This is a genomic window from Pseudomonas sp. NBRC 111123 (genome assembly GCF_001320205.1).
Classification (GTDB): Bacteria; Pseudomonadota; Gammaproteobacteria; order Pseudomonadales; family Pseudomonadaceae; genus Aquipseudomonas; species Aquipseudomonas putida_J.
Window position 1 is genome coordinate 213859 of sequence record NZ_BCAZ01000001.1, and the last position, 24302, is coordinate 238160.

Here is a 24302-nt window from a genome sequence, read left to right on the forward strand (position 1 = left end):
TCCAGGCCAAAAAGCTAAAGTTTATAAAAACTCATGACGTCCATGGTTGTACGTCGATCATATAGCAGTCAACACATTCTGGGGTAATGACTGTATTGACAATCACTGGGCGACTGGCTTTGGGGCGAAGGAAGCCTGAGCGGAGTGAGGCAGTATGCACCCCAACGTTGACGGTGTTCTTAGAACCGCGAGCATCAATGGATATCGTGTCGATGCAGTAGTTCATGCCCATGCCTTCGCCGCACAGTTCGCCACCAGAGTTGATGATTCGAGTGGAGTCCTGACCTTCGACAACAACTCCCCAGGTGTTTTGTTCTCCGCCGATTCCGGGCTCAACTCCAGTGCAATAGCTGTCGATGATGGTGTTATACGAGCCACCATTGTCAATCAGCAGCATGCATCGCCCCCGCCAATTTGAGGAAGTGATGCGCTCCACTGTGCAGTGCTGCGCATAATGCATGTGAAGGCCGATGGTGCTATTTCCGGTAAATTCCAGATCGCGAATGTAGACGTTCTGGATAGGCCGGCAAGTAGCAACAACTGCGTTCTTCGGAGTGTCGCGCTTGAGCACCCGATCAAGCGTCAAGCTGCTGCCTCCACGCGCGATAATCTGGCGTACCTCCATCGGGCCATCAGTCGGAAGAGACTGAGTAGCGAAGTCGGTGTTTGCGCTGGAAATTACAATCCATTGCCCGTTAGAGTACTGGGTGATGTCCGCGACATCAATCATGTACGAGCCGGCAGGCGCAGCAGCGGTCATATAACTTGCCGGCCTTACCCATCCCTCGTAATCGATAGCTGCATAACTTGGATTGGTTGGGTCCGTTGGGCTCCTGCCAACGCCACTGGAGTCAATTGTTACTTTGGAAATTCCGGGAGCTGGTTCAATGATTACGCCATGGTAGGGTTGGCCATCGGTATCATTCAAGTCCACTCGTGTACCGATTGGGCAACTCGTCCCGTTAATCTGGATCCAGCGATAGCCGTCTTTCAATGCATTGATAATTGCGGGGCCGTTGTCCTCACTTGGATCGGGCGTAATTACAAACGGCGAAGCAGGGTAGATACTCATAACAATCCATAAGTCAAATTCTATTGAAGGTCAATACAGCCGATGTTGGTAAGGAAACAAGATGAATAGGCGCCGCAGTGGGCTTGCCCTCATCAAGACTGGCACAGCGCCGTATTCCTTAATGCCGCATGTGGACAACAGCACTTGATCTGAACATCTTGGAGTTATCAGGCATCAACAAGAAACATCTTGCTTCCATGGTTTAGCGTCGGCAGTAGCACTGTACATGCATACAGTCTTTCTGCAAAGTGGAATTTGCAAAATCTGAAAATGGCCACCTGACTGTTGATTTGTGGTGCCTTACTATCAGCTGCGGGGTTGAGTCTGTTAGGCGCAGCGTGTCACCTTACAGCAAGCCCGCTTGTACGCTGACCAGGGCAGAAGGGAGTTAACGTCGCCCCAGCTTTGCAAGTTCTTTAAGGAGGCTTGAGGTAGTCGCAATCGCGTTTACACTATTGCTATCCCTATACGCCCCAATTTTTGGACTGACCAGCCCCATGACAATCCTGGTAACCGGCGGAGCCGGCTTCATTGGCGCGAATTTCGTGCTCGACTGGATGAGTCAGTCGGATGAGACCCTCATCAATCTAGACAAGCTGACGTATGCAGGCAACCTGCAGAGCCTGGTGAGCCTGGAAGGCAACCCACAGCACGTATTCGTACACGGCGATATCGGCGACGGTCAGCTGCTGCGGCGCCTATTTGTCGAGCACCAGCCACGTGCAGTACTCAACTTTGCCGCCGAATCCCATGTCGACCGATCAATCCATGGCCCGCAGGCATTCGTCGAAACCAATGTGGTAGGTACTTTCCAGCTACTCGAGGCGGTGCGTGAGCACTGGCAGTCGCTGAACGAGCCGGGCCGCTCGGCTTTCCGCTTTCTGCACGTATCGACCGATGAGGTATATGGCTCGCTCGCCGCTGACGAACCGGCGTTCACTGAAACACACCAGTACCAACCCAACAGCCCCTATTCAGCCAGCAAGGCCGCCAGCGATCACCTGGTTCGCTCCTACCACCACACCTACGGCCTGCCGGTGTTGACCACCAACTGCTCGAACAACTATGGCCCACTGCATTTCCCCGAAAAACTGATCCCATTGATGATCGTCAATGCTTTGGCCGGCAAAGCGCTGCCGGTGTACGGCGACGGTCAGCAAATCCGCGACTGGCTCTACGTCAAGGACCATTGCAGTGCCATCCGCCGTGTCCTCGAAGCAGGCCGGGTAGGTGAGGTGTACAACGTCGGTGGCTGGAACGAAATGCCCAACCTGAGCATCGTCCATCACGTCTGCACCTTGCTCGACGAGCTGAGCCCTCGTGCAGACGGGCAGCCCTATGCCAGCCAGATCAGCTTCGTCACTGACCGGCCTGGCCATGACCGCCGATACGCCATCGACGCGCGCAAGCTTGAGCGTGAATTGGGCTGGAAACCCGCGGAAACCTTTGAAACCGGTATCCGTAAAACTGTCCAGTGGTACTTGGACAATCAGCAATGGGTCCAGGATGTGCTGTCGGGTAGCTATCGCGAATGGGTCGAGAAGAACTATGCCGGGCGCTCCGCATAACGGGCGCATCTGAATGCCTTATCTATAATGGCAAAGAGGTGGCAATTAAATGGCCGCGCGCCTGACTGAGATTTACACGATATGAGCACATTCAACCGTAAAGGCATCATTCTCGCTGGTGGCTCCGGTACGCGCCTGCACCCGGCCACATTGGCGATCTCCAAGCAATTGCTGCCGGTCTACGACAAACCGATGATCTACTACCCGCTGACCACGCTGATGCTGGCGGGTATTCGTGACATCCTGATCATCTCCACCCCGCAGGACACGCCGCGCTTCGAGCAGCTCCTCGGTGACGGCCACAAGTGGGGCATCAACATCACCTATGCCGTGCAACCGTCACCCGATGGCCTGGCCCAGGCCTTCATTATCGGTGAGGACTTTATCGGTAACGACCTGTCGGCACTGGTATTGGGAGATAACATTTACTACGGCCACGACTTCCAGGCGCTGTTGCTCGATGCCATGGGCCGTAACGAGGGAGCAAGCGTCTTCGCCTACCACGTTACCGACCCAGAGCGTTACGGTGTGGTCGAATTCGACAACCGCGGCAAGGCCATCAGCCTGGAAGAGAAGCCGCTCAAACCCAAGTCCAACTATGCGGTCACCGGGTTGTATTTCTACGATCAGGACGTGATCGAGATGGCCAAGGGCCTCAAGCCTTCGCCTCGCGGTGAGCTGGAGATCACCGACCTCAACCGCCTGTACCTCGAGCGTGAGCAGTTGTCTGTCGAGGTGATGGGGCGGGGGTATGCCTGGTTGGATACTGGCACCCATGATTCGCTGCTCGAAGCCAGCGGTTTCATCGCCACCATCGAACGCCGGCAGGGCCTGAAAGTCGCGTGTCCTGAAGAGGTTGCCTACCGTCAGCGCTGGATCGACGCTGAACAACTGGAAAAGCTGGCCGCGCCGCTGATGAAGAACGGCTATGGGCAGTATCTGCAACGAGTGCTACACGACACTATCTTCTGAATTTGAAGGGCCTGTGCACGCCTGCTGTGGGATATTTCACCAGTCGGGCGTGCAACATCCAGTGACGTCTAATCTGGTAACCATTCCCTTGCGGCAAACGCTGGGAGAATGGCCTGTGAGCCGCTAGCTTGAGTGTGCAGCCAAGGATCTTGCTGCGTTCCAACTCAACTCACAGGAGTGATTGCCATGCGAAATACCGTTCTCAATTATCTGCTATTGCCGCTCTTTGCCGGCTTGTCCTTTTCGCTCAGCGCCGCGCCAGCCACTGCCACTGCACCAATGGAACCGGTGCCGATGGTAAGTCAGGTGCAGGCGTCATCCGGCATGTTGAACCTGAATACCGCAGATGCACTGACCTTGCAAAAAGAGCTCAATGGCATTGGCAAAGCGAAGGCCGAAGCAATCGTGGCTTATCGGGAGGCCAACGGGCCGTTCGCTTCAGTTGATGAATTGCTGGAGATCAAGGGAATAGGCAATGCGCTGCTTGAGCGTAACCGTGGCAAGCTGGTAGTGGAGTAGGGAAACTGGCCGGGGCTGGCCTCTGTCTGCCCCGGCGTCATCGCTGGCAATCTACCGATCCTGCGCATCCTTGGCATCCGCCTCGGCATTGCGTTCATGCACCTTGCGCAGCTGTTCTTCCGTCAGCGGCAGCTTCTTCGCCGTATCGCGCAGCATCATCAGCCCGCCCACGATCGAGCCGAGGGCTATGATGAGTATCAGCCAGGCATACCAAGGCATTGTCGTTCTCCTATGGGCTTTGGGGGCTTCGCTTGTATAAAATTTGAGCGATGGCCTTATCCGTTGGTTCAATTATAGGAGCCGTAACCGCTTGGGCCAATTCTGATGGTCCGTGGGCCCCAAGGCATGCTCACTTCGTTTACAATGCGCGCCGTTTACGAATTACCAAAGAGACCTTGACCATGTCCGCCTGCCAGACGCCCCTGATCGTCGCCCTGGATTTCCCCACCCGTGACGCCGCCCTCAAGCTGGCCGACCAGCTCGATCCTGCCCTGTGCCGGGTGAAGGTGGGCAAGGAGCTGTTTACCAGCAGTGCTGCAGGCATCGTCGAGACCCTGTGCGAGAAGGGCTTCGAGGTGTTCCTTGACCTCAAGTTCCACGATATCCCAAACACCACTGCCATGGCCGTGAAGGCTGCCGCCGAAATGGGTGTGTGGATGGTCAACGTCCATTGCTCTGGCGGCCTGCGCATGATGGCGGCCTGCCGTGAAGAGTTGGCCAAGCGCAGCGGCCCACAGCCGTTGCTGATCGGGGTCACCGTGCTGACCAGCATGGAGCGTGAAGACCTGGCGGGTATTGGCCTTGACATCGACCCACAGGACCAGGTGCTGCGTCTGGCGGCACTGGCCGAAAAGGCCGGTATGGACGGTCTGGTGTGCTCGGCGCTGGAGGCGCCGGCGTTGAAGGCTGCGCACCCTGGCCTGCAACTGGTGACTCCAGGCATTCGCCCTGCTGGTAGCGCGCTGGATGACCAGCGCCGCATCCTGACGCCGCGCCAGGCGCTGGACGCTGGTTCGGATTACCTGGTGATCGGCCGCCCGATCAGCAAAGCGGCGGACCCGGCTCAGGCGCTAGCAGCTGTGGTGGCAGAGATCCGCAGCTAATTTGGCTGAAGGGCTGTTGTGCGCAGCCCTTGCTTAGTGGGCGATATCCATCGCGCCGGCTTTTGTCGCGCGGATGAGCGCAACGTCAACGTGATAAGTTGCGAAATCGCTGGACCGAATGTTGGTCCCGAGCGAGGCGCTCAGCACCACATCGTGCTGGCGCTTGATGTCTTGCAACGTGCTGGTGAACTGGTGTTCGCTCGTCAGGATCAGCAGCGCGCAATCTGCACCTTCGACGAAGTGCTGCTGCAACTCTTTAAGGTTGAAGGCCAGTGTCACACCACGCTGATAGGCTTCCACCAACTCATAGGTGCTGGTGACATTCAACTTCGGTGCACCTTGCGAGGTGCGAGGTTGGGCTATTTTCGCCAGTGTCATGACATGGGCGCAGGCCTGCAGAAACAACGATTCGTACCACTCCACAACGATCTCCTCATGAAAGCGCGCACATCATTACCTGAGTTTGAGCGCGAACGCTACTTCGCTGCGTTGAACGGCATGGGCTTTGAGGCTTCAGAGGGGATGTAACGGAATGAACGCGGGTCTGTATGGCTCTTCCTACTGTATTTTCAGAAGGGTCCTACAAGTTGAGGCTGGCGGCATGATGTGGCTGGAAATATCCTACAAGCCCTGTCGACTCGCGTCTGATTGTTCCTGAATACGCTGCCCTTTAGCCTCTCTGGGTCGCTGGCAGTTCAGCGATCGGGTGTGGAAACCCGCATCAAGCATTTTGGGTTTGTCGTTAATGGCGGCTGTACCCGGAAGGCCTGTGCCTACCGAGTTTTCCTGAATGCACTCGGGTTTCCACTCCGTGTACAGCTGCCACCCTTCCTGTGGAAACGGAAGCGGCAGTCCCAAGCGTTCAGGAGTCTTTATGAAAAAAATCGTCCCCGACCCACCCCATCATTTCGACCTACCCTCCGACAAGACCCTCACCAACGCCGTCAGCGAAGGCATCGTGCCCATCGATCAAGTGGTGATGGACGTCACCCACTACCTGATGCTCGCCTACAACCATTGCCACCGAATCCTTGACGCCATCGAAGATGACAGCACCCGGGATTCGCTGGTGAATGGGCTGCGCGCCATGCAGATTGCCTGGGGGCAGGCAGATGCGCTGTCACTGGCCCTGGAGCGGAGTAGCAGCCTGCATTGAGGTTGGATTTGTTGGCCTATTCGCGGCGGTTCGACGCCTCGATGAACCCGCTCCCACAGGGACATAACAGATCTCAAAATTTGCACATCACCTGTGGTAGTGGGTTTACCCGCCTGAACAGGCAATCGAAACATATCAGGAGGGCATTCGATGAGCACAGACGACACCCAATTCACTGTCGGCAAAACCACCTTCTTCCAGGGCGAACACCAGACTCATCCCCTGTTCCGCATCGAACCAGGCATTCCCTGCCGGGATGCCCGCGAGCAAGCCTCGGAATTGATGGGCTATGTCCGCGAACTGACCATCATCGGCCTGATGGATGAAAAGGCAATGATGATCTGGGCCTCGCACTACCTGAGCGCGATGGCCAAGGCACTGATGGATGATGCTGAGCTGGGCATGGCCCGATGACGCGATCTTTCAGAGGCTGAAAAAAAGGGCCGGTATGCAGTGCATGCCGGCCCTTCTTGCATTGCGCAACGTTGAATCAGGCAATAACCAGCGGCTGGAAGCCTTTGACCAGGTCATCGAGCGCCTTGATCTGCGCCAAAAACGGCTCCAGCTTGTCCAGCGGCAGGGCGCTTGGGCCATCGCACTTGGCCTGGTCCGGATTTGGGTGGGCCTCCAGGAACAACCCAGCCAGGCCAACTGCCATGCCGGCACGGGCCAGGTCGACCACCTGTTCGCGACGGCCACCGGAGGCTGCACCGGACGGGTCGCGGTTTTGCAGGGCGTGGGTGACGTCGAAGATGATCGGCAGGTTGTCGCAGGTGCGCTTCATCACGCCGAAGCCGAGCATGTCGACCACCAGGTTGTCGTAGCCCATGCAGGTGCCGCGGTCGCAGAGGATCAGCTGGTCGTTACCGGCTTCCTTGAACTTGTGCACGATGTTCTGCATCTGCGAAGGGCTGAGGAACTGCGGCTTCTTGATGTTCACCGGTTTGCCGGTCTTGGCCAGGGCCACAACCAGGTCGGTTTGGCGGGCGAGGAAGGCTGGCAGTTGCAGCACGTCAACCACTTCGGCTACTGGCGCGCACTGGTAGATTTCATGCACGTCAGTGATGATCGGTACGCCGAACTCGGCCTTCACCTTCTCAAAGATGCGCAGGCCTTCTTCCATGCCCGGGCCGCGGTAGGAGTGGATCGAGGAGCGGTTGGCCTTGTCGAAGCTGGCCTTGAATACGTAAGGGATGCCCAGCTTTTCGGTAACCCGAACGTACTCGGCGCAGGCGGTCAGGGCCAGGTCCTCGGATTCGAGCACGTTGATGCCGCCGAAAAGGACGAACGGGGCGGTGTTGGAGCACTCGATGGTGGGGGTGATCTTGATCATGGTCATCTCTGCAAATCCCTGTCACTGGTTTCAGTGGCGAAGGGGAATCTTACAAGATCTGCGTTGCCTGTGCCGGCCCTTTCGCGGGGCAGCCCGCTCCCACATGATCCCCGCAACAGTGAACTTTGCACCGTCCTGTGGAAGCGGGCTTGCCCGCGAAAGGGCTGGCACAGGCTTGATCCAATTTCAGACTTTCAACACCAACTTGCCGAAGTTCTCGCCGCTGAACAGCTTGAGCAGCGTCTCAGGGAACGTCTCCAACCCCTCGACCACATCCTCCTTGCTCTTGACCTTGCCCGTGGCCAGCCAGCCGGCCATCTCCTGCGCAGCCTTGCCATAGTCCTTGGCGTGGTCCATCACCACGAAGCCTTCCATGCGTGCGCGGTTCACCAGCAGCGCCAGGTAGTTGGCCGGGCCTTTTACGGCTTCTTTGTTGTTGTACTGGCTGATGGCGCCGCAGATGACGATGCGCGCCTTGAAGTTGATGCGGGTGAGCACGGCGTCGAGGATTTCGCCACCGACGTTGTCGAAGTACACGTCGACGCCTTTGGGGCATTCGCGTTTCAGGCCGGTCAGCACGTCTTCGGCCTTGTAGTCGATGACGCCGTCGAAGCCCAGTTCGTCCTTGAGGTACTGGCATTTTTGCGCGCCACCAGCGATGCCGACCACATGGCAGCCCTTGAGCTTGGCGATCTGGCCGACGATGCTGCCCACCGCGCCGGCCGCGCCGGAGATGACCACGGTGTCGCCGGCCTTGGGCTGGCCAACCTCGAGCAGGGCAAAGTAGGCGGTCATGCCGGTCATGCCCAGGGCCGAGAGGTAACGGGGCAGTGGGGCGAGGTTGGGGTCGATCTTGTGCAGGCCCTGGGGTTCGCCGGTGAAGTAATCCTGCACGCCGAGGGCGCCGCTGACATGGTCGCCGGGCTTGTAGTCCGGGTGGTTGGAAGCGACCACTTCGCCGACGCCCAGTGCACGCATCACCTGGCCGAGAGCGACGGGCGGGATGTACGACTTGCCTTCGTTCATCCAACCCCGCATGGCCGGGTCAAGCGACAGGTAAAGGTTGCGTACCTGGATCTGGCCGGCGGCGGGGGCCTCGGCAGGTACCGTCTCGAAGGTGAAGTCGTCACGGCGCACGGCGCCGACCGGGCGTTTGGCAAGCAGGAAGCGGCGGTTGGTCTGGGTCATGGCAGGTCCTTGTGGGCGATGAGGCACAGCGGTCAATTTAACCTGCTGATGCAGGTTGATCGGCAAAATCACTGGCAAGCATGATAGCCCAACCGTTGCCCTGATGATGCTGCCCAGCCGGGCGGCGGGCTGACTAGACTCTGCCCACGGATTTGAAAGCCGCCGCACCCTACCTGTGGGAGCCGCGCGCTCCTGAACTGATGATTGGAGCAGACGATGAGCATGACCTTTTCCGGCCAGGTAGCCCTGGTCACCGGCGGTGCGGCAGGTATCGGCCGGGCGACGGCCCTGGCCTTTGCCCGCGAAGGCCTGAAGGTAGTAGTGGCCGATCTCGACGCGGTCGGTGGCGAGGCCACGGTGGCCTTGGTTCGTGAAGCGGGTGGCGAAGCGCTGTTCGTGGCCTGTGATGTGACCCAGGAGGCCCAGGTGCGGCAGCTGCATGAGCGCGCCATCGAGGCCTATGGCCGCCTGGACTACGCCTATAACAATGCCGGCATTGAAATCGAAAAAGGCCGCCTGGCCGAGGGCAGCGAGGCGGAGTTCGACGCCATCATGGGCGTCAATGTCAAAGGTGTGTGGCTGTGCATGAAGTACCAATTGCCGCTGCTGCTGGCCCAAGGTGGTGGGGCGATCGTCAACACCGCCTCTGTGGCGGGTCTGGGCGCGGCGCCGAAGATGAGCATCTACGCCGCCTCCAAGCATGCGGTGATCGGCCTGACCAAATCGGCGGCCATCGAATATGCCAAGAAAGGTATCCGCGTGAATGCCGTGTGCCCGGCGGTGATCGACACTGACATGTTCCGCCGCGCCTATGAGGCAGACGCTCGCAAGGCCGAATTTGCCGCTGCGATGCACCCGGTGGGGCGTATCGGCAAGGTCGAGGAAGTGGCCAGCGCGGTATTGTATCTGTGCAGTGACGGGGCGGCGTTCACGACCGGTCATAGTCTGACTGTGGATGGAGGGGCGACTGCGATCTGAGCCGCAGGTTACACGCCCGAGCATAGTTGGTTAGCTGATTAGCTGTGTATAATCACGCTCTTCAAATTTTGGAAAGCGACATGGAGACAGTCAGCGCCCAAAAGCCCGGCTGCCAAGCCTCGATATCGGATTTCGGGGCGTGCCGGGGTATCGCCGAAGGGCCGGTGTTCATCGTTGCCTCGGGAGCCTCTGCCAAGGATTTTCCACTGCAGCGTTTCGCGGGCGTGCCGATGATCACCGTCAACGGCGCGATCTCGATGTTCGCGGAACAGGGTGTGCGCCCGTATTTTTATGTGTGCACCGACACCGGGTTTGCGCACCAGCAGCCTGAGCTCTACGCCAAGGCGGTACGGCTCAGCCAGCGCCTGGCGATCTGGCCTAGTGAGGTCGAGGGGTTGCCGGTAACCTGCAAGGCGCAGATCTTCCCGCTGGCCAAGGCGGCTCGCTCGGGCCTGTACGACGCGCTGTTCAACCCCGATCCTCAACTCGTGCGCAGCCGGGCAATCTGGGGTAGCCGCTCGCGTTCGGTGGGCTTCAGCAAAGACCTGTCTCAAGGGTTTTTCGATGCGCGCACGGTGGCCTATGCGGCTATTCAACTTGCCTGTCACTTGGGTTTCAATCAGGTTTTTTTGGTGGGTGTGGACCTCGACCAGTCGGTGGGGCGGTTCTACGAGGCCCCCGGCCAAACGGTGTCGCGCTGCCATCTGGATGAAGCCTTTGAGCGACGCATCCTGCCCTCGCTCAAGCTGATGGCGGACCGGGTTGTCGATGAGCATTTCGCCGTCTACAACCTATCTGCGACCTCGAAGATCCCGCACACCGTCATCCCCAAGGTCACCCTCGACCAGGCCCGGGCGATGATCCTGGGTAACGCGCCTCAGGCCTTCATGTGCAGCCACCCCGCGTAACGGTTTTCTGCCTTCAGCACGCAGGGCGACCTTCAGCTAGCTGAAAGCGACAAGCTCATAGCTATTTGACACCATTTTGGCGCCAGCCCCTTGTTAGCAGGCCGGTAACGTTGCCACGCTTGGCCCTTGGCTAAACCTTGCACGGTGAAGGGGATCGGCGATGGCGGCGAGCAGGCACGGTGTTTTGGCCAACCTGGGCATGGCCCGCAAACTGGGCCTGGGGTTTGCCCTGGTGTTGCTGCTGACCGTAGCGGTGGCAGCCATCGGCATTGCGGCGCTGCATGGCGTTGGCCAGCGTTTCGACGGCCTGCGCCAACTGGGCCAATTCAATACCGACCTGCTGCGGTTGCGCCAGCACGAGCAGGCGTTTGCCTTGCGCTCCGACATCAAGGAGGCCGAGGCTTTGCGCAGCGGCTTGCAGAACCTTGCCGAGCGCGCCCGCAATCTGCCGGCGCTGCTTGCGGCCGAGGCTGATCTGTCGGCTTATGGCCAGGCCTTCGAGGCTTTCGTCGAGGCGGTACAGGCCAAGGAGCTGGCGCTGGACATGGCCAGCTGGTCGGTGTCCAGCGTCGCTAACAACCTCGATGTGCTGCAGGCCGGTCTGGCCGACGATGCCGCCTACACGCTCAAACAGTCCCAGGGCCAGCAAGGGAGCGAGTTCCTTGAGCAGGCCGGGCAGGTGGCGCAGGTGTCGCGGCTGATGCTGCAGGCCATGGACGAGGCACGGGTGCGCCTGGACAAGAACCGCAAGGGCGAGGAGGGGGAACAAGGCCGTATCGCCCAGACGGTTGAAGCGGCGCAGTTGGTCGAGCAGCTCAAGGCCGGTGTCAGTGACGCGGGTTACCAGAGTGTGCTCGGCGAGGTGGCCGGGCACATTGCAAGCTTCTCCGACAAGCTCGACGAATACACCGACCTCCTGGGCAAGGAGCAAGGCATCAAGGCTCAGTTGCAGGCGCGTGCCGAGCAGGTCACTGGCCGGGTCGACCAGGCCTATGCCGTCGATCAGCAAGCCATGCAGGCTGAACTGTCGCGCAACCGCGTGGCCATTGCGCTGGCAACCGGGCTGGCGTTGCTGGTGGGCATCCTCGCTGCCTGGCTGATTACCCGAGCTGTAGTTGGCCCGCTCAAGCGCGTGATAGGCCGTGCCCAGCGCATCGCCGCTGGCGAGTTGGGCCTGGAGCACGAAGCGCCGCGCACGGACGAAGTCGGCCAGCTGATGCAGGCCATGCAGCAGATGGCTGCCGGGTTGTCTGGCGTGGTCAGCGGCCTGCAGCAAGGTATCGAGCAGCTGGCGGGCAGCGCCCAGGCGTTGTCGGCAGTGACCGAGCAGACCAACCGTGAAGTCGGCAGCCAGAAGGAAGAGACAGAGCAGGTGGCCACTGCCATGCAGCAGATGACTGCCACCGTGCACGACGTGGCGCGCAATGCCGAAGAAGCGGCGCAGGCGGCACAGGCGGCCGATGACAAGGTCGACGCCGGCCAGCGCGTGGTGCGCGAAAGCATGCAGCGCATCGAGCAACTGGCAACGGCTGCGGACACAGCCAGCGCCGGCATCGACAGCTTGAGTGCCGAGATCCACACCATTGGTGATGTGCTGGAGGTGATCAAGAGTGTTGCCGAGCAGACCAACCTGCTGGCGCTCAACGCGGCCATTGAAGCGGCCCGGGCGGGTGAGCAGGGGCGTGGTTTTGCGGTGGTGGCCGACGAAGTACGGGCGCTGGCCCGGCGTACCCGGCAGTCGACCGAGGAAATCGAGCAACTGGTGGCCAGCTTGCGTGGCAATGCCCAGCAGTCGGTGGCGCAGATCCGTGGCAGTACCGAGCTGGTGCGCCTGGCCGTGGCCGATGCGCTACAGACCGAAAGCGCGCTGGGCAGCATCGCGGTGGCGGTGTCGTTGATCCAGCAGATGAACCAGCAGATTGCTGCAGCGGCCGAGCAGCAGAGTTCGGTGGCCGAGGAAATCAGCCGCAGCGTGACGCAGATCCGTGGCAGTGCCGACCAGGCGGCGTTGGCCATGCAGGATAATGCCCGGTCCAGTATTGAGCTGGCTCAGCTGGGCAGTGACCTCAAAGGCATGGTCGGCCACTTCAGATTGTGAGGGGCTGGCGCAAGAATTTGCGGGGGGTGAGATCGAGCGCCGCCCGCGCGGCGCATCGCGGATGAATCGGCTCCTACATCTTTTTCGGGCCCATCGCGCCTGTGAGGTCACCGCTGTCCGCGTGTTCGTTCCTTTCAATATCGAGGTGGCAGCCCCTCTGGCACAGGACACACTGGCACGAAACAGATGCAGGAGCGGATTCATCCGCGATGCGCCGCGCGGGCGGCGCTCGGTCTCAATCGCGACACCGATCTACTGCCGAACACCTCGCGGATTGAGGATCAACAAGGTCAGCACCCCCGCCACGATCCCCCAGAACGCCGAGCCGATCGAGAACAGGGTCAACCCCGAAGCCGTCACCATGAAGGTGATCAGCGCCGCTTCCCGCTCCCGTGCCTCACTCATGGCAACGGTCAACCCGTTCATGATCGAACCGAACAACGCCAGCGCCGCAATCGACAGCACCAGCTCCTTCGGCAACGCGGCGAACAATGCCGCCAGGGTGGCACCGAAGGTGCCGGCAATACCATAGAAAATCCCGCACCACACCGCCGCGGTATAGCGCTTGTTCGGGTCTTCATGGGCATGCGGCCCGGTGCAGATCGCCGCACTGATGGCCGCCAGGTTGACCCCGTGCGAGCCGAACGGTGCCAGCAGCAGCGAGGCGAATCCGGTCGCTGAAATCAGCGGCGAGGCGGGCACCTGGTAACCGTCAGCACGCAGCACGGCCACGCCAGGCATGTTCTGCGAAGTCATCGCCACCACGAACAGTGGAATGCCGATGCTGATGGTCGCGGCCAGCGAAAAGCTTGGCGTAGTCCACACTGGTGTAGCCACCTCCAGCTTGAAGCCGCTGAAGTCCAGCAGGCCGAGGGCGCCGGACAGTGCCGTGCCCACCAGCAATGCGGCCAGTACGCAGTAGCGCGGCGACAGGCGCTTGACCAGCAAGTAGCTGAAGAACATGCCCAGTACCAGCAGGGTACGGTGCTGGGCGGCAACGAAGATTTCGCTGCCGATCTTGAACAGAATGCCGGCCAGCAAGGCCGATGCCAGGGACGCCGGAATGCGCTTGACCAGCCGCTCGAAGCTACCGGTCAGGCCACAGATCACCACCAGCAGCGCACAGGTAATGTAGGCACCGATGGCTTCGCCGTAGCTGACTCCGCCAAGGCTGGTAATCAGCAGTGCGGCACCCGGGGTCGACCAGGCCACGGTGATCGGTGTGCGGTAGCGCAGCGACAGGCCGATGCTGCACACCGCCATGCCGATCGACAGCGCCCAGATCCACGAAGAAATTTGCGCGCTGGTCAGGCCGGCTGCCTGGCCGGCCTGGAACATCAGTACCAGCGAGCTGGTGTAGCCGGTGAGCATGGCGATGAAGCCGGCGACCACCGCGGACGGTGAGCTGTCTGCCAGGGGCCGCAGGCGTGCGGAGGTGGCATCGGTCATTGGGTTGGGTCCTTGTCCATGTGTAAGCAGTTTTTTCAGACTAACGCGGGCCGGATTGATCTTTGCCATACAGCAGGCATTGCTTTTAGCCGTACAGTCGCCAACTATTTGGCAAGTTCGCGTAACTGCATGGGAGGGGAGGGTCGATGTTCAAGGTGTATGGTGACTACCAGTCGGGCAATTGCTACAAGGTCAAGCTGATGCTCAGCCTGCTCGACCGCCCGTATGAATGGCAGGCGGTGGATATCCTCAAGGGCGAGACCGAGACGCCTGAGTTTCTGGCCATGAACCCCAACGGCAAGGTGCCGGTGCTCAAGCTTGAGGACGGAACCTGCCTGTGGGAATCGAACGCCATCCTCAACTACCTGGCCGATGGCAGCGAATTTCTGCCCAGCGAGCCGCGCCTGCGAACCCAGGTGCTGCAGTGGCAGTTTTTCGAGCAGTACAGCCATGAGCCATACATTGCCGTGGCGCGTTTCATCCAGTTCTACCTGGGGCTGCCGGACGAGCGCGTGGAGGAATACCGCAAGCTGCACAAGGGCGGCTACAAGGCGTTGAGGGTGATGGAGCGGCAGTTGCAGATGACGCCGTATCTGGTCGGGGACCAGTACTCGATCGCTGATGTGGCGTTGTATGCCTACACCCATGTGGCGCATCAGGGTGGCTTTGACCTGACGGATTACCCGGCAGTGCGCGAGTGGCTGGCGCGGGTGGCCAGCCATCCTCGGCATGTGCCGATGGTCGAGTAAGGCAGGACCGCCTTCTGTGGGAGCGGCCTTGCCGGGGCGCCGGACCGGTCGGAAAGCGCCGCACAGCGACCCCGGAATGTCAGCGACGGTGCCACTATTGCTGGGGCTGCCTTGCAGCCCTTTCGCGACGCAAGGCCGCTCCTACAAGGGCCGCGCAGGGCTTACGCGAAGCGCTTGTCCAGATAGGCAATGATGGCCTTGGATTCATACATCCAGGTCACCTTGCCTTGTTCCTCGATGCGCAGGCACGGCACTTTCACCCGGCCGCCACCTTCGAGCAACGCCTGGCGATGTGCGTCGTCATTCTTGGCATCACGCAATGCCACCGGCACGTTCAGGCGGTGCAGGGTGCGGCGGGTCTTCACGCAGAACGGGCAGGCATGGAACTGGTACAGCGCGAGGCCCTTGGCCTCTTGCTCGACACGCGCCTGGGCCGCCGCATCACGCTTCTGCTTGGCCGGGCGGCTGATCCAGTCGCCGAAAACGATGAGCTGGCCGAGGCCGACCCGCAGGGCTTTGACGATCATGGGCTACTCCTGAAATGAAAAAGCCGACCCCTGGGGGCCGGCTCGGGACACGCGCCGATCACTTGATCAGGCTGAGGAACTCGCCACGAGTCGAGGCGTTTTCACGGAACTCACCCAGCATCACCGAAGTGAGCATGGTCGAATTCTGCTTTTCAACGCCGCGCATCATCATGCACATGTGCTTGGCTTCGATGACCACCGCCACGCCTGCGGCGCCAGTCACTTGCTGCACGGCCTCGGCGATCTGGCGGCTGAGGTTTTCCTGGATCTGCAGGCGGCGGGCGAACATGTCGACGATGCGTGCGACCTTCGACAGGCCCAGGACCTTGCCCTTGGGCAGGTAGGCCACGTGGGCCTTGCCGATGAAAGGCAGCATGTGGTGTTCGCACATCGAGTACAGCTCGATGTCCCGGACCAGCACCATCTCACTGTTGTCGGAGGTGAACAGCGCGCCGTTGGTGACTTCTTCCAGCGTCTGCTCGTAACCGCGGCAAAGGTACTTCATCGCCTTTGCAGCCCGTTTGGGCGTGTCGAGCAGGCCCTCACGGGAGACGTCCTCGCCGAGTTGGCTGAGGATCTCGGTGTAGTTCTGTTCCAGGGACATGTATCTACCTGTGGGTAAAAATCGCAAAAATGAAGGGTACGGCGGAGCGGGCGGCGCTGCAAGCACGGCGTTACTCGTCGCGGCCTTCCATCATGGTTCGCTTGAGCATTACATACACCGCGCCGGTGCCGCCATGGCGGGCCTGGCACGAGGTGAAACCTAGCACTTGCGGGTGCTGGCGCAGCCAGGTGTTGACGTGGCTCTTGATCATCGGGCGCTTGCCGTCCAGGCGTGCGGCCTTGCCGTGGGTCACCCGCACGCAGCGTACTTCGAGTTTGGTGGCTTCGGCGATGAAGGCCCACAGGGTTTCCCGGGCCTTCTCCACGCTCATGCCATGCAGGTCGAGGCTGCCCTCGAAGGCGATCTGGCCGAGCTTGAGCTTGCGGATCTGGCTTTCCTGCACACCATCGCGGCGCCACATCAGTTCGTCTTCGGCACCGACGTCGATCACGAACTGGTCGGACAGGCCGTCGATGACCAGTGCCTGGTCACTGCGGATGGTTGCCGCCTGGCGCAGGCCGGCCAGTTGCTTGCGGTCAGTTTTCGGCTTGCCCACATCGGCGCGGTCGTGCTTGATCGGCTTGACGCCGCGCACTTCGGCACTGAACAGGGAAAAATCGTCGTCTTGCATGCTGCCTCCACGTGGGCGGCGTAGTTTACGCGATCAGCCTTGTGTCGTCAGTACCGGCCTCTTTGCGGCGTTTCGACGTCTCGATAAACCCGCTCCCCTGTACTTGTGGGAGCGGGTTCACCCGCGAAGCGCTCAGTGGCACAAACCACTAGTCGTGCTTCTTCATCAGGTGTGGCGACAGGTTCAGTTCGCGCCCGCGGCGCAGGCGAATGCGGCTGCGCCGCCAGAAGCGCACGCCAAGATACAACAGCAACAGCCCGACCACCGCCAGGATGCTGGCCAGCGGGCGGTTGGCATTGAGTTCGGCCAGGGCGGTGTAGTTGCCGATCAACCCGGCGATGCCGGCCATGGCCAGCAACACGCCGAGGGTGGCGATCAGGGCCGACAGGCCGGCGGCAATGCGCGCGCCCCAGTTACGCGGTTCCCGCGGGCGCAGACGCTTGGCGTCGAAACTGCCTTTGAGCTTCATTCCAGTTTCCTCTGTGGACATCCGGAATTTGACCTGGGCGCGGCCCTCGGGTTCCGCCCGGCTGCCGGGCGGTCATCGTAACGCCAGCTCAGATCAGGCTGGCGGTAGGGGCGACACAGGCGAAGTTGTCGGCCATCACGGCCATTTCGCACGCGTGGATCTGCGCGGCGGGGATGACCTGATCCTTGAGCGCCAGGTCGCGTGTTGCCGAGGCGTCTTCCACCAGGGTGCAACGATAACCATAGTCCTTGGCGCGGCGCACGGTGGTGCTGACGCTGGAGTGGCTCATGAAACCGCACACGATCAGATCCAGGTGCCCCAGCTCCTGCAGGGTGTCGTGCAGCTTGGTGTTCTTGAAGGCGTTGGGCATGCGCTTTTCGATGATGATTTCACCTTCGCGCGGCTCCAGGCCCGGGATGAACTGGCCGGCCGGGCCCTGCGGGTCGAAGCGCCCACCAACGGTACCGAGGTGGCGAACGTGGATGATCGGACGGCCGGCCTTGCGGGCGGCGTCGAGCAACCGGGCGATGTTGGCCACGGCCTCGTCCATGCCCGACAGTTGCAGAGGACCGCTCAGGTATTCCTTCTGCGCATCGATGATGATCAGGCTGGCTTGGCTCAGCTTGGCCGGCGGATAGTCGCGGCCAGTGAGGCGGAACATCGTGGTTGGAACGGACATCAAGGGCTCCTTGGGTAGGGCTTTTGTATACCTATTCTCCCTTGCCTTGGCGCCAATGGGAATGGTTGACATCGCAAGCAGCGTGGTTACTGGCCTGTGGCCTGCCGTTGGGGCATCGGGAGGAACAATTGTGCGGGTTGGGCTGTTAGACTTTTGTACGGTCTGAATAGGAGTACCCCGTGATCACATCTCGTCTGCGCACGTTGCGCGACCATATCCGCTGGGCGGTCAGCCGCTTCCACGAACACGAGCTGTTCTTCGGCCACGGTGCCGACAATGCCTGGGATGAAGCCCGCCTGCTGGTGCTGGGCGCGGTGCACCTGCCGTGGGAAATCGCCGACAGCTACCTGGACTGCCAGCTTGAGGACGACGAGCGGGTACGCCTGCAGCACCTGCTCAAGCGCCGCATCGAAGACCGTGTACCAACCGCCTACCTGCTGGGTGAGGCCTGGTTCTGCGGCATGTCGTTCATCGTCGACGAGCGCGTGCTGGTGCCCCGTTCACCGATCGGCGAGCTGATCGAAAAACGTTTCGAGCCGTGGCTGGCGGCCGAGCCGGCCCGTATCCTCGATCTGTGCACCGGCTCTGGCTGCATTGGCATCGTGGCTGCTGAAGTGTTCCCCGAAGCCGAAGTGGTGCTGGCCGACCTGTCGTTCGACGCGCTGGAAGTGGCCAACCAGAATATCGAGCGCCACGGCCTCGACGAGCGCGTGTTCACCGTGCAGGGTGACGGCTTCGCCGGCCTGCCGGGGCAGCGTTTCGACCTGATCCTGTCCAACCCGCCGTACGTAGATGCCGAGGACTTCGGTGACATGCCGGCCGAGTATCACCACGAGCCAGAAATGGGCCTGGCCTGCGGCAACGATGGCCTGGACCTGGTGCGGCGGATGCTTGCCGAAGCGGCGGATCACCTGACCGAAAAGGGGCTGCTGATCGTGGAGGTTGGCAACAGCCAGGTGCACGTCGAGGCGCTGTACCCGGAGGTGGACTTCGCCTGGCTGGAGTTCGAGCGTGGCGGGCATGGCGTGTTCATGCTCACCGCCGAGCAGTGCCGTCAGCACCAGGAGCTGTTCAGGGCTCGCGTCTGACGTGGGCCTGCCGGGGCTGCTTTGCAGCCTTTTCCGATCGGCCCGGCGCCCCGCTCCTTACCGGGTAGCGATCCAGATCAGCAACCCTGCCTGGAAAACGGCAAACGCCACCAGGCAGGTGATGGTAAAGCGCAACCCGCTGTCTTCACGCCGGTACTTGGCCACCCGCTCATCGCGCTCGCGCAGCTGGCCCTCTTTTTCCAGCAGCTGCTGCTCGGCCTGCTGCAGCATGCCCGCAGCATCGAGCATGCTCACCTGCTGCACCTTTTCGGTATTCCAGCCGCCCTTGAGCTGGCTTACCGTGGTATCGAGCGTACGGCCCTTGAGGTGCTGCGGGTCGGCGTATTCCACTTCCAGGCCGGTGGCGGTGATGAAGCGGTCGCGGCGCAGGCGGGTGTCTTCGTTGAGCGCATCCTTGTTCGGCAGGGCCATGCCTTCGACCCGGTAGTTCGACCAGCGCCGCTGCAGCCACTGCACGGCCTGGCCCAGCATGAAGCGGCCGATGCCGCGATTGAGCGGCTCCAGTTGCAGGCCGCTGTCACTGCCGAGGGTCACCAGGCGTTCCGCGTGATCCACCCGCACATCCAGCCGGTTCTGCTCCTTGCGAACCTTCTGCCCGGGCAGGCGGATTTCCATGCGCAGCAGGCTGTGGGCCTTGTCATGGCGCTCGGCATAGGCGAATTCGACGAAGCGCAATGGCCGTGCACCACTGTTGCGGTCGGTGGGCAAGGGCGCCAGGCGCAGCAGCTGGAAGTGCTCGACAGCAAGGTCGGCCCAGGGCAGGGCGGCGGGTTCCGTGGCGTGCGGCTCTTCGGCTGGCTCTACGGCGGCAGGGGCATCGGTCATCAGGGTGTTTCCTCGGATACGGGCTTGCACTGACCGGGGCTGCTTTGCAGCCCACCGCCGGCAAGCGCGACTCCCGTAGGGTCAGCACAGGCCTGGATCCTGTACACACCCTGAAGGGGCCGCGCTTGCCGACGATGGGCCTTAAAGCGGCCGCAATCAACACCAATACCGCGTTATCGGCAGGTTTTGCCGATGTTTGAGGGTCAGGCCGATGGCAGTTGGTGAATGAAGCTGACCACCCGCTCGCCCAGTTCCCTTGCCAGTGGCAATTCCGGGTTGAGGTAGCTGTCACGCTGCAGGTGCATGTCCTTGGGGCTGATGCGCAGCATGTGGTTCATGCCGTCGATCAGCACCAGCTGGGCGTCCGGCTTGGCCGCCTTGAGGCGTTCTGCGTCGGCCACGTCGACCTGAACGTCGTTGCGGCCCTGCACGATCAGCGCCGGCATCGGCAACCGGGCGAAGGCCTGCGCCGGGTCTTGCTGGAGCAGGGTGATCAGGTAGGGCTGCACGCTGGGGCGAAACACCTGGCGCAAGGGGGCCGGCACGTCCAGGCTGGTCTGCCCGGCTTGCAGGCGGTCGAGCAAGGCACTGCCTTGGGCCATCTGTGCCGGTGGCATGCGCTGGGCCAGTTGCTCGCGCAGTACGTCCGCCAGTGGCCGGCCCATGCCGGCCAGGGTGATCACTGCGCTGGCGCCCGCGCGTTCAGCGGCCAGGCTGGCGATCAGCGCACCTTCGCTGTGGCCGACCAGGATCAGCGGGCCGAAGCGTGGGTCTGCCTTGAGCTTGCGGCTCCAGGCCACCACGTCGTCGACGTAGCGTTGCACGCTAAGGTCGCGCTCATCGGGGGTGGCCGGCTGGCTGGCGGCCACTCCGCGTTTGTCGTAGCGCACGCTGGCGATGTGCTCGTTGGCCAGCACCAGCGCCAGGCGCTTGAGGTTGTCGATGCGCCCAGAGGCCGGGTTGTTGCCATCGCGATCGGTCGGGCCGGAGCCCGCGATGATCAACACCACTGGCGGCGGTGTGGCCTGTTGCGGCAGCAGCAGGCTGCCATGCAGCACACCCTGGCCGGTGTCAAGGTCGATGGGGCGTTGCAGCACGGTGGGTGCAGCGGCCTGGGCCAGGCCCGTGCACAGCAGGAGGAAAAAGGCGACAAGGCGCGACATCATGCGGTACTACATGGAGAGATGACGGTTTGACCCAATGTTTGCGGGAAGGTTCGATGGCTGATACGGCAGGTCTGGCCTGTTCGGGGCGGTTCGACGCTTCGATGAACCCGCTCCTGCAGGCTTGGCGCGGCCCCTGTGGGAGCGGGTTTGCCCGCGAAGAGGCCAGCACAGGCTACCAAAGCATCTGTATACTGCCCGCTTTCGTTCATCTCAGGCAGATTTCGCGGAGCGTCCATGTCCGGCAATACCTACGGCAAGCTGTTCACTGTCACCACCGCAGGCGAAAGCCATGGCCCGGCGTTGGTCGCCATTGTCGATGGGTGCCCACCTGGCCTGGAAATCTCCCTCGCCGACCTGCAGCACGACCTCGACCGGCGCAAGCCTGGCACCAGCCGGCATACCACCCAGCGCCAGGAGGCCGACGAAGTGGAGATCCTCTCTGGTGTGTTCGAAGGCCGTACCACGGGCTGCTCGATCGGCTTGCTGATCCGCAACACCGACCAGAAGTCCAAGGACTACTCGGCGATCAAGGACCTGTTCCGCCCGGCCCACGCCGACTACACCTATCACCACAAATATGGCGTGCGCGACTACCGTGGCGGCGGCCGCAGTTCGGCCCGCGAAACTGCCATGCGCGTGGCTGCTGGTGCCATCGCCAAGAAATACCTGGCCACCCAGGGTATCCAGGTGCGTGGTTACATGAGCCAGCTGGGCCCGATCGAAATCCCGTTCAAGAGCTGGGACTCGGTAGAGCAGAACGCCTTCTTCAGCCCCGACCCGAGCAAGGTGCCGGAACTCGAGGCCTACATGGACCAGCTGCGCCGTGATCAGGATTCGGTCGGCGCCAAGATCACCGTGGTCGCCGAAGGCGTGATGCCCGGCCTGGGCGAGCCGATTTTCGATCGCCTCGATGCAGAACTGGCCCATGCGCTGATGAGCATCAACGCGGTCAAGGGCGTGGAAATCGGCGCCGGTTTCGCCAGCGTTGCACAGCGTGGCACCGAGCACCGTGACGAGCTGACCCCGGACGGCTTCCTCAGCAACAATGCCGGCGGCATTCTCGGTGGCATCAGCTCGGGCCAGCCGATCGTTGCCCACCTGGCGCTGAAACCGACCTCCAGCATCACCACGCCGGGCCGTTCGATCGACGTCGATGGCAACCCGGTCGACGTCATCACCAAGGGCCGCCATGACCCGTGCGTTGGCATCCGTGCCACGCCGATCGCCGAAGCGATGATGGCCATCGTGCTGATGGACCACCTGCTGCGCCACCGTGCGCAGAATGCCGATGTGAAGGTCAACACCCCGGTGCTGGGCCAGCTCTGACTTAGCCAGGCCTGGCCTCTTCGCGGGTGAACCCGCTCCCACAGGCACTTCACTGAGCCTGCGGGCAGCGGGGCCTGCGGGAGCGGGTTTACCCGCGAAAGGGCCGGCACAGGCATACCACAAGGCCCATCCCATGCCCCCGATTCCCTACTGGCGCCTGTCCAGCTTCTACCTGTTCTACTTCGCCCTGCTGGGCTCCACTGCCCCGTTCCTGGCCTTGTACTTCGACTACCTGGGTTTCTCCCCGGCACGCATCGGCGAGCTGGTGGCCATCCCCATGCTGATGCGCTGCATCGCCCCGAACCTGTGGGGCTGGCTTGGAGACCGCAGCGGCCAGCGCCTGCTGATCGTGCGCCTTGGCGCCTTGTCGACCCTGGCCACCTTCTCGCTGATCTTCTTCGGCAAGAGCTACGCCTGGCTGGCGTTGGTCATGGCCCTGCACGCGTTCTTCTGGCACGCAGTGTTGCCGCAGTTCGAAGTCATTACCCTGGCCCACCTGCATGGGCAGACGTCGCGCTACAGCCAGGTGCGCCTGTGGGGCTCGATCGGCTTCATCCTCACCGTGGTCGGCCTGGGGCGGCTGTTCGAATGGCTGAGCCTGGACATCTACCCGGTGGCGCTGGTGGCCATCATGGCCGGCATCGTTGCCGCCAGCCTGTGGGTGCCCAACGCCCAGCCGGTAGAGCAGGGCGAGCGCCGTGAATCAGGCGGCTTCCTGCGCCAGCTCACTGCGCCGGGGGTGATTGCCTTCTACCTCTGTGTGGCGTTGATGCAACTCAGCCACGGCCCGTACTACACCTTCCTCACACTGCACCTGGAACACCTGGGCTACAGCCGCGGTGCCATCGGCTTGCTGTGGGCGCTGGGGGTGGTCGCCGAAGTGCTGATGTTCATGCTCATGAGCCGCCTGTTTGCGCGCTTGAGCGTGCAGCGGGTGCTGCTGGTCAGCTTCCTGCTGGCGGCGCTGCGCTGGCTGCTGTTGGGCAACCTGGCGGATGAACCGGCCGTGCTGATCTTCGCCCAATTGCTGCACGCGGCCACATTCGGCTGCTTCCATGCCGCTTCCATCGCGTTCGTCCAGGCCAGCTTCGGCGCCCGTCAGCAAGGCCAGGGCCAGGCGCTGTATGCGGCTCTGTCGGGTACCGGTGGTGCACTGGGCGCCTTGTATTCGGGCTACAGCTGGAAACTGCTGGGGCCGACCTTCACCTTTGGTATGGCCAGCGCCGCAGCGTTGGCCGCAGCCGTTATCATTGCCACTCGTTCTAAATCGATCAGGACCCGCAGCCGATGAGCATCCTCTGTGTTTTCCACCCATCCAGCCCGGACCTGCCGAACAAGGTGCTGACCCACCACGATGACATCGCCGCGACCCTGGCCGAGCAGGGCGTGCGCTTCAGCCACAGCCCGCTGGCGCTGCGTGTGCGCCCGGGCGGCAGCCAGGCTGAAGTGCTCGACGCCTGCCGTGAGCACCTCGACCAGCTGATGACGGCCCAGGGCAGTGTGGCGTTCACGCTGCTCAACCGTGATGGCCTCGCCCCGATGCAAATTGATGTGCGTGATGAACATGTACACGACAGCGACGAAGTGTTCGCCGTGGTAACCGGCCGCGCGCAAGTCGGCCTGCGCCTGGGTGAGTACGTGTACGCGGTGCTGTGCGAGAAGGGGGATCAACTGGTGGTGCCTGCGGGGACAGGGCGCTGGGTGGAGCTGGGGGACAATCCGTTCTGCCTGGCATTACGCCTGTATGCCAATGAGCAGGGTGTGGAGCCGCGGTTTACCGGTGATGCGACCGCTCGGGCGTTTCTTGGGATCGACGAGCTTTAAAGCCTGACCGGACCTCATCGCGGATAAATCCGCTCCTACAATCAGGTAC

27 protein-coding genes and 1 pseudogene are annotated in these 24302 nt (G+C 61.8%); 15 read left to right on the forward strand and 13 right to left on the reverse strand.

Annotated elements, in window-relative coordinates; all coding sequences use genetic code 11:
- Window positions 1-31: 31 nt before the first annotated feature.
- Window positions 32-1072 carry a hypothetical protein gene (locus APH27_RS00935; protein WP_060483757.1) on the reverse strand — a complete coding sequence of 347 codons (1041 nt, stop codon included), beginning with the start codon at window positions 1070-1072 and terminating at the stop codon, window positions 32-34.
- Window positions 1073-1569: 497 nt separating this feature from the next.
- On the opposite strand from APH27_RS00935, the gene rfbB reads away from it, so the two are divergent.
- From rfbB to APH27_RS00950, 3 genes are all read left to right on the forward strand, one after another.
- Window positions 1570-2640: a dTDP-glucose 4,6-dehydratase gene (rfbB, locus tag APH27_RS00940; RefSeq protein ID WP_060483758.1), complete on the forward strand. Its 1071-nt coding sequence runs from the start codon at window positions 1570-1572 to the stop codon at window positions 2638-2640.
- A gap of 81 nt (window positions 2641-2721) precedes the next feature.
- Window positions 2722-3612 (forward strand): glucose-1-phosphate thymidylyltransferase RfbA, encoded by an 891-nt coding sequence (gene rfbA / locus APH27_RS00945; RefSeq protein ID WP_060483759.1) that lies wholly within the window; start codon window positions 2722-2724, stop codon window positions 3610-3612.
- Window positions 3613-3798: 186 nt separating this feature from the next.
- Complete coding sequence (locus APH27_RS00950) at window positions 3799-4131, forward strand: ComEA family DNA-binding protein (protein ID WP_060483760.1); 333 nt, start codon at window positions 3799-3801, stop codon at window positions 4129-4131.
- A 51-nt stretch (window positions 4132-4182) separates the two neighbouring features.
- Here the strand turns inward: APH27_RS00950 and APH27_RS25490 are convergent, their stop codons facing one another.
- Window positions 4183-4350: a DUF2897 family protein gene (locus APH27_RS25490; protein ID WP_003252762.1), complete on the reverse strand. Its 168-nt coding sequence runs from the start codon at window positions 4348-4350 to the stop codon at window positions 4183-4185.
- A gap of 182 nt (window positions 4351-4532) precedes the next feature.
- Here APH27_RS25490 and pyrF point away from each other — a divergent pair, with 182 nt between their 5' ends.
- Window positions 4533-5234 carry an orotidine-5'-phosphate decarboxylase gene (gene pyrF, locus APH27_RS00955; RefSeq protein WP_060483761.1) on the forward strand — a complete coding sequence of 234 codons (702 nt, stop codon included), beginning with the start codon at window positions 4533-4535 and terminating at the stop codon, window positions 5232-5234.
- 33 nt (window positions 5235-5267) lie between these two features.
- Here the strand turns inward: pyrF and APH27_RS00960 are convergent, their stop codons facing one another.
- Window positions 5268-5657, reverse strand: a complete 390-nt coding sequence (locus APH27_RS00960) for a hypothetical protein (RefSeq protein WP_060483762.1) — start codon at window positions 5655-5657, stop codon at window positions 5268-5270.
- Between the two features lie 451 nt (window positions 5658-6108).
- Between APH27_RS00960 and APH27_RS00965 the strand changes: the two genes are divergently transcribed.
- Together APH27_RS00965 and APH27_RS00970 are read left to right on the forward strand one after the other, a co-directional pair.
- Window positions 6109-6390, forward strand: a complete 282-nt coding sequence (locus tag APH27_RS00965; protein ID WP_060483763.1) for a hypothetical protein — start codon at window positions 6109-6111, stop codon at window positions 6388-6390.
- 150 nt (window positions 6391-6540) lie between these two features.
- A complete protein-coding gene (locus tag APH27_RS00970; protein ID WP_060483764.1) occupies window positions 6541-6804 on the forward strand; it encodes a DUF3077 domain-containing protein in 264 nt (87 codons plus the stop codon).
- Between the two features lie 76 nt (window positions 6805-6880).
- Here APH27_RS00970 and kdsA read toward each other — a convergent pair whose 3' ends face one another.
- Window positions 6881-7723 carry a 3-deoxy-8-phosphooctulonate synthase gene (kdsA, locus tag APH27_RS00975; protein ID WP_060483789.1) on the reverse strand — a complete coding sequence of 281 codons (843 nt, stop codon included), beginning with the start codon at window positions 7721-7723 and terminating at the stop codon, window positions 6881-6883.
- Window positions 7724-7909: 186 nt separating this feature from the next.
- Window positions 7910-8911, reverse strand: a complete 1002-nt coding sequence (locus tag APH27_RS00980; protein WP_027919532.1) for an NADP-dependent oxidoreductase — start codon at window positions 8909-8911, stop codon at window positions 7910-7912.
- A 216-nt stretch (window positions 8912-9127) separates the two neighbouring features.
- Between APH27_RS00980 and APH27_RS00985 the strand changes: the two genes are divergently transcribed.
- The 4 genes and pseudogenes from APH27_RS00985 to APH27_RS27040 all read left to right on the forward strand — a co-directional run bounded on the left by APH27_RS00985 (window position 9128) and on the right by APH27_RS27040 (window position 12895).
- Window positions 9128-9889 carry an SDR family oxidoreductase gene (locus tag APH27_RS00985; protein WP_060483765.1) on the forward strand — a complete coding sequence of 254 codons (762 nt, stop codon included), beginning with the start codon at window positions 9128-9130 and terminating at the stop codon, window positions 9887-9889.
- A gap of 80 nt (window positions 9890-9969) precedes the next feature.
- Window positions 9970-10797 carry an LPS biosynthesis protein gene (locus APH27_RS00990; protein WP_027919530.1) on the forward strand — a complete coding sequence of 276 codons (828 nt, stop codon included), beginning with the start codon at window positions 9970-9972 and terminating at the stop codon, window positions 10795-10797.
- Window positions 10798-11809: 1012 nt separating this feature from the next.
- A pseudogene (locus APH27_RS27035) lies at window positions 11810-12034 on the forward strand (HAMP domain-containing protein); the annotation flags it as partial.
- Complete coding sequence (locus APH27_RS27040) at window positions 12032-12895, forward strand: methyl-accepting chemotaxis protein (protein WP_371262680.1); 864 nt, start codon at window positions 12032-12034, stop codon at window positions 12893-12895. The pseudogene APH27_RS27035 and the gene APH27_RS27040, both read left to right, overlap by 3 nt.
- Window positions 12896-13147: 252 nt before the next feature.
- On the opposite strand, the gene APH27_RS01000 is transcribed toward APH27_RS27040, so the two are convergent.
- Window positions 13148-14344, reverse strand: coding sequence for a benzoate/H(+) symporter BenE family transporter (locus tag APH27_RS01000; RefSeq protein ID WP_060483767.1), 1197 nt, complete (start codon window positions 14342-14344; stop codon window positions 13148-13150).
- Window positions 14345-14490: 146 nt separating this feature from the next.
- On the opposite strand from APH27_RS01000, the gene APH27_RS01005 reads away from it, so the two are divergent.
- Entirely contained in the window at window positions 14491-15093 is a 603-nt protein-coding gene (locus APH27_RS01005) for a glutathione S-transferase family protein (RefSeq protein WP_027919527.1), read from the forward strand.
- A 161-nt stretch (window positions 15094-15254) separates the two neighbouring features.
- On the opposite strand, the gene APH27_RS01010 is transcribed toward APH27_RS01005, so the two are convergent.
- From APH27_RS01010 to APH27_RS01030, 5 genes are all read right to left on the reverse strand, one after another.
- Window positions 15255-15620 (reverse strand): glutaredoxin, encoded by a 366-nt coding sequence (locus APH27_RS01010; RefSeq protein ID WP_027919526.1) that lies wholly within the window; start codon window positions 15618-15620, stop codon window positions 15255-15257.
- A gap of 58 nt (window positions 15621-15678) precedes the next feature.
- Window positions 15679-16224 (reverse strand): GTP cyclohydrolase I FolE, encoded by a 546-nt coding sequence (gene folE / locus APH27_RS01015; RefSeq protein WP_027919525.1) that lies wholly within the window; start codon window positions 16222-16224, stop codon window positions 15679-15681.
- 70 nt (window positions 16225-16294) lie between these two features.
- A complete protein-coding gene (locus APH27_RS01020) occupies window positions 16295-16855 on the reverse strand; it encodes a Smr/MutS family protein (RefSeq protein WP_027919524.1) in 561 nt (186 codons plus the stop codon).
- Between the two features lie 148 nt (window positions 16856-17003).
- A complete protein-coding gene (locus APH27_RS01025) occupies window positions 17004-17324 on the reverse strand; it encodes a hypothetical protein (RefSeq protein ID WP_027919523.1) in 321 nt (106 codons plus the stop codon).
- 88 nt (window positions 17325-17412) lie between these two features.
- Window positions 17413-18003, reverse strand: a complete 591-nt coding sequence (locus APH27_RS01030; protein WP_027919522.1) for a cysteine hydrolase family protein — start codon at window positions 18001-18003, stop codon at window positions 17413-17415.
- A 179-nt stretch (window positions 18004-18182) separates the two neighbouring features.
- Here APH27_RS01030 and prmB point away from each other — a divergent pair, with 179 nt between their 5' ends.
- Window positions 18183-19091: a 50S ribosomal protein L3 N(5)-glutamine methyltransferase gene (gene prmB / locus APH27_RS01035; RefSeq protein ID WP_060483768.1), complete on the forward strand. Its 909-nt coding sequence runs from the start codon at window positions 18183-18185 to the stop codon at window positions 19089-19091.
- A 57-nt stretch (window positions 19092-19148) separates the two neighbouring features.
- Here the strand turns inward: prmB and APH27_RS01040 are convergent, their stop codons facing one another.
- Window positions 19149-19937: a hypothetical protein gene (locus tag APH27_RS01040; protein ID WP_027919520.1), complete on the reverse strand. Its 789-nt coding sequence runs from the start codon at window positions 19935-19937 to the stop codon at window positions 19149-19151.
- Window positions 19938-20140: 203 nt separating this feature from the next.
- Window positions 20141-21103 carry an alpha/beta hydrolase gene (locus APH27_RS01045; protein WP_027919519.1) on the reverse strand — a complete coding sequence of 321 codons (963 nt, stop codon included), beginning with the start codon at window positions 21101-21103 and terminating at the stop codon, window positions 20141-20143.
- Window positions 21104-21337: 234 nt separating this feature from the next.
- On the opposite strand from APH27_RS01045, the gene aroC reads away from it, so the two are divergent.
- From aroC to APH27_RS01060, 3 genes are all read left to right on the forward strand, one after another.
- Window positions 21338-22429 carry a chorismate synthase gene (gene aroC / locus APH27_RS01050; RefSeq protein ID WP_027919518.1) on the forward strand — a complete coding sequence of 364 codons (1092 nt, stop codon included), beginning with the start codon at window positions 21338-21340 and terminating at the stop codon, window positions 22427-22429.
- Window positions 22430-22562: 133 nt separating this feature from the next.
- Window positions 22563-23720 carry an MFS transporter gene (locus tag APH27_RS01055; RefSeq protein WP_027919517.1) on the forward strand — a complete coding sequence of 386 codons (1158 nt, stop codon included), beginning with the start codon at window positions 22563-22565 and terminating at the stop codon, window positions 23718-23720.
- Complete coding sequence (locus tag APH27_RS01060; protein WP_060483769.1) at window positions 23717-24253, forward strand: oxidase; 537 nt, start codon at window positions 23717-23719, stop codon at window positions 24251-24253. Before APH27_RS01055 ends, APH27_RS01060 begins: the two co-directional genes overlap by 4 nt.
- The last annotated feature ends 49 nt before the right edge of the window (window positions 24254-24302 follow it).

Coding starts and splice junctions, on each gene's coding strand:
- APH27_RS00935 (WP_060483757.1), bottom strand. CDS start 1,072: ATGAGTATCTACCCTGCTTCGCCGTTTGTAATTACGCCCGATCCAAGT.
- rfbB (WP_060483758.1), top strand. CDS start 1,570: ATGACAATCCTGGTAACCGGCGGAGCCGGCTTCATTGGCGCGAATTTC.
- rfbA (WP_060483759.1), top strand. CDS start 2,722: ATGAGCACATTCAACCGTAAAGGCATCATTCTCGCTGGTGGCTCCGGT.
- APH27_RS00950 (WP_060483760.1), top strand. CDS start 3,799: ATGCGAAATACCGTTCTCAATTATCTGCTATTGCCGCTCTTTGCCGGC.
- APH27_RS25490 (WP_003252762.1), bottom strand. CDS start 4,350: ATGCCTTGGTATGCCTGGCTGATACTCATCATAGCCCTCGGCTCGATC.
- pyrF (WP_060483761.1), top strand. CDS start 4,533: ATGTCCGCCTGCCAGACGCCCCTGATCGTCGCCCTGGATTTCCCCACC.
- APH27_RS00965 (WP_060483763.1), top strand. CDS start 6,109: ATGAAAAAAATCGTCCCCGACCCACCCCATCATTTCGACCTACCCTCC.
- APH27_RS00970 (WP_060483764.1), top strand. CDS start 6,541: ATGAGCACAGACGACACCCAATTCACTGTCGGCAAAACCACCTTCTTC.
- kdsA (WP_060483789.1), bottom strand. CDS start 7,723: ATGATCAAGATCACCCCCACCATCGAGTGCTCCAACACCGCCCCGTTC.
- APH27_RS00980 (WP_027919532.1), bottom strand. CDS start 8,911: ATGACCCAGACCAACCGCCGCTTCCTGCTTGCCAAACGCCCGGTCGGC.
- APH27_RS00985 (WP_060483765.1), top strand. CDS start 9,128: ATGAGCATGACCTTTTCCGGCCAGGTAGCCCTGGTCACCGGCGGTGCG.
- APH27_RS00990 (WP_027919530.1), top strand. CDS start 9,970: ATGGAGACAGTCAGCGCCCAAAAGCCCGGCTGCCAAGCCTCGATATCG.
- APH27_RS27040 (WP_371262680.1), top strand. CDS start 12,032: ATGGCTGCCGGGTTGTCTGGCGTGGTCAGCGGCCTGCAGCAAGGTATC.
- APH27_RS01000 (WP_060483767.1), bottom strand. CDS start 14,344: ATGACCGATGCCACCTCCGCACGCCTGCGGCCCCTGGCAGACAGCTCA.
- APH27_RS01005 (WP_027919527.1), top strand. CDS start 14,491: ATGTTCAAGGTGTATGGTGACTACCAGTCGGGCAATTGCTACAAGGTC.
- APH27_RS01010 (WP_027919526.1), bottom strand. CDS start 15,620: ATGATCGTCAAAGCCCTGCGGGTCGGCCTCGGCCAGCTCATCGTTTTC.
- folE (WP_027919525.1), bottom strand. CDS start 16,224: ATGTCCCTGGAACAGAACTACACCGAGATCCTCAGCCAACTCGGCGAG.
- APH27_RS01020 (WP_027919524.1), bottom strand. CDS start 16,855: ATGCAAGACGACGATTTTTCCCTGTTCAGTGCCGAAGTGCGCGGCGTC.
- APH27_RS01025 (WP_027919523.1), bottom strand. CDS start 17,324: ATGAAGCTCAAAGGCAGTTTCGACGCCAAGCGTCTGCGCCCGCGGGAA.
- APH27_RS01030 (WP_027919522.1), bottom strand. CDS start 18,003: ATGTCCGTTCCAACCACGATGTTCCGCCTCACTGGCCGCGACTATCCG.
- APH27_RS01040 (WP_027919520.1), bottom strand. CDS start 19,937: ATGACCGATGCCCCTGCCGCCGTAGAGCCAGCCGAAGAGCCGCACGCC.
- APH27_RS01045 (WP_027919519.1), bottom strand. CDS start 21,103: ATGATGTCGCGCCTTGTCGCCTTTTTCCTCCTGCTGTGCACGGGCCTG.
- aroC (WP_027919518.1), top strand. CDS start 21,338: ATGTCCGGCAATACCTACGGCAAGCTGTTCACTGTCACCACCGCAGGC.
- APH27_RS01055 (WP_027919517.1), top strand. CDS start 22,563: ATGCCCCCGATTCCCTACTGGCGCCTGTCCAGCTTCTACCTGTTCTAC.
- APH27_RS01060 (WP_060483769.1), top strand. CDS start 23,717: ATGAGCATCCTCTGTGTTTTCCACCCATCCAGCCCGGACCTGCCGAAC.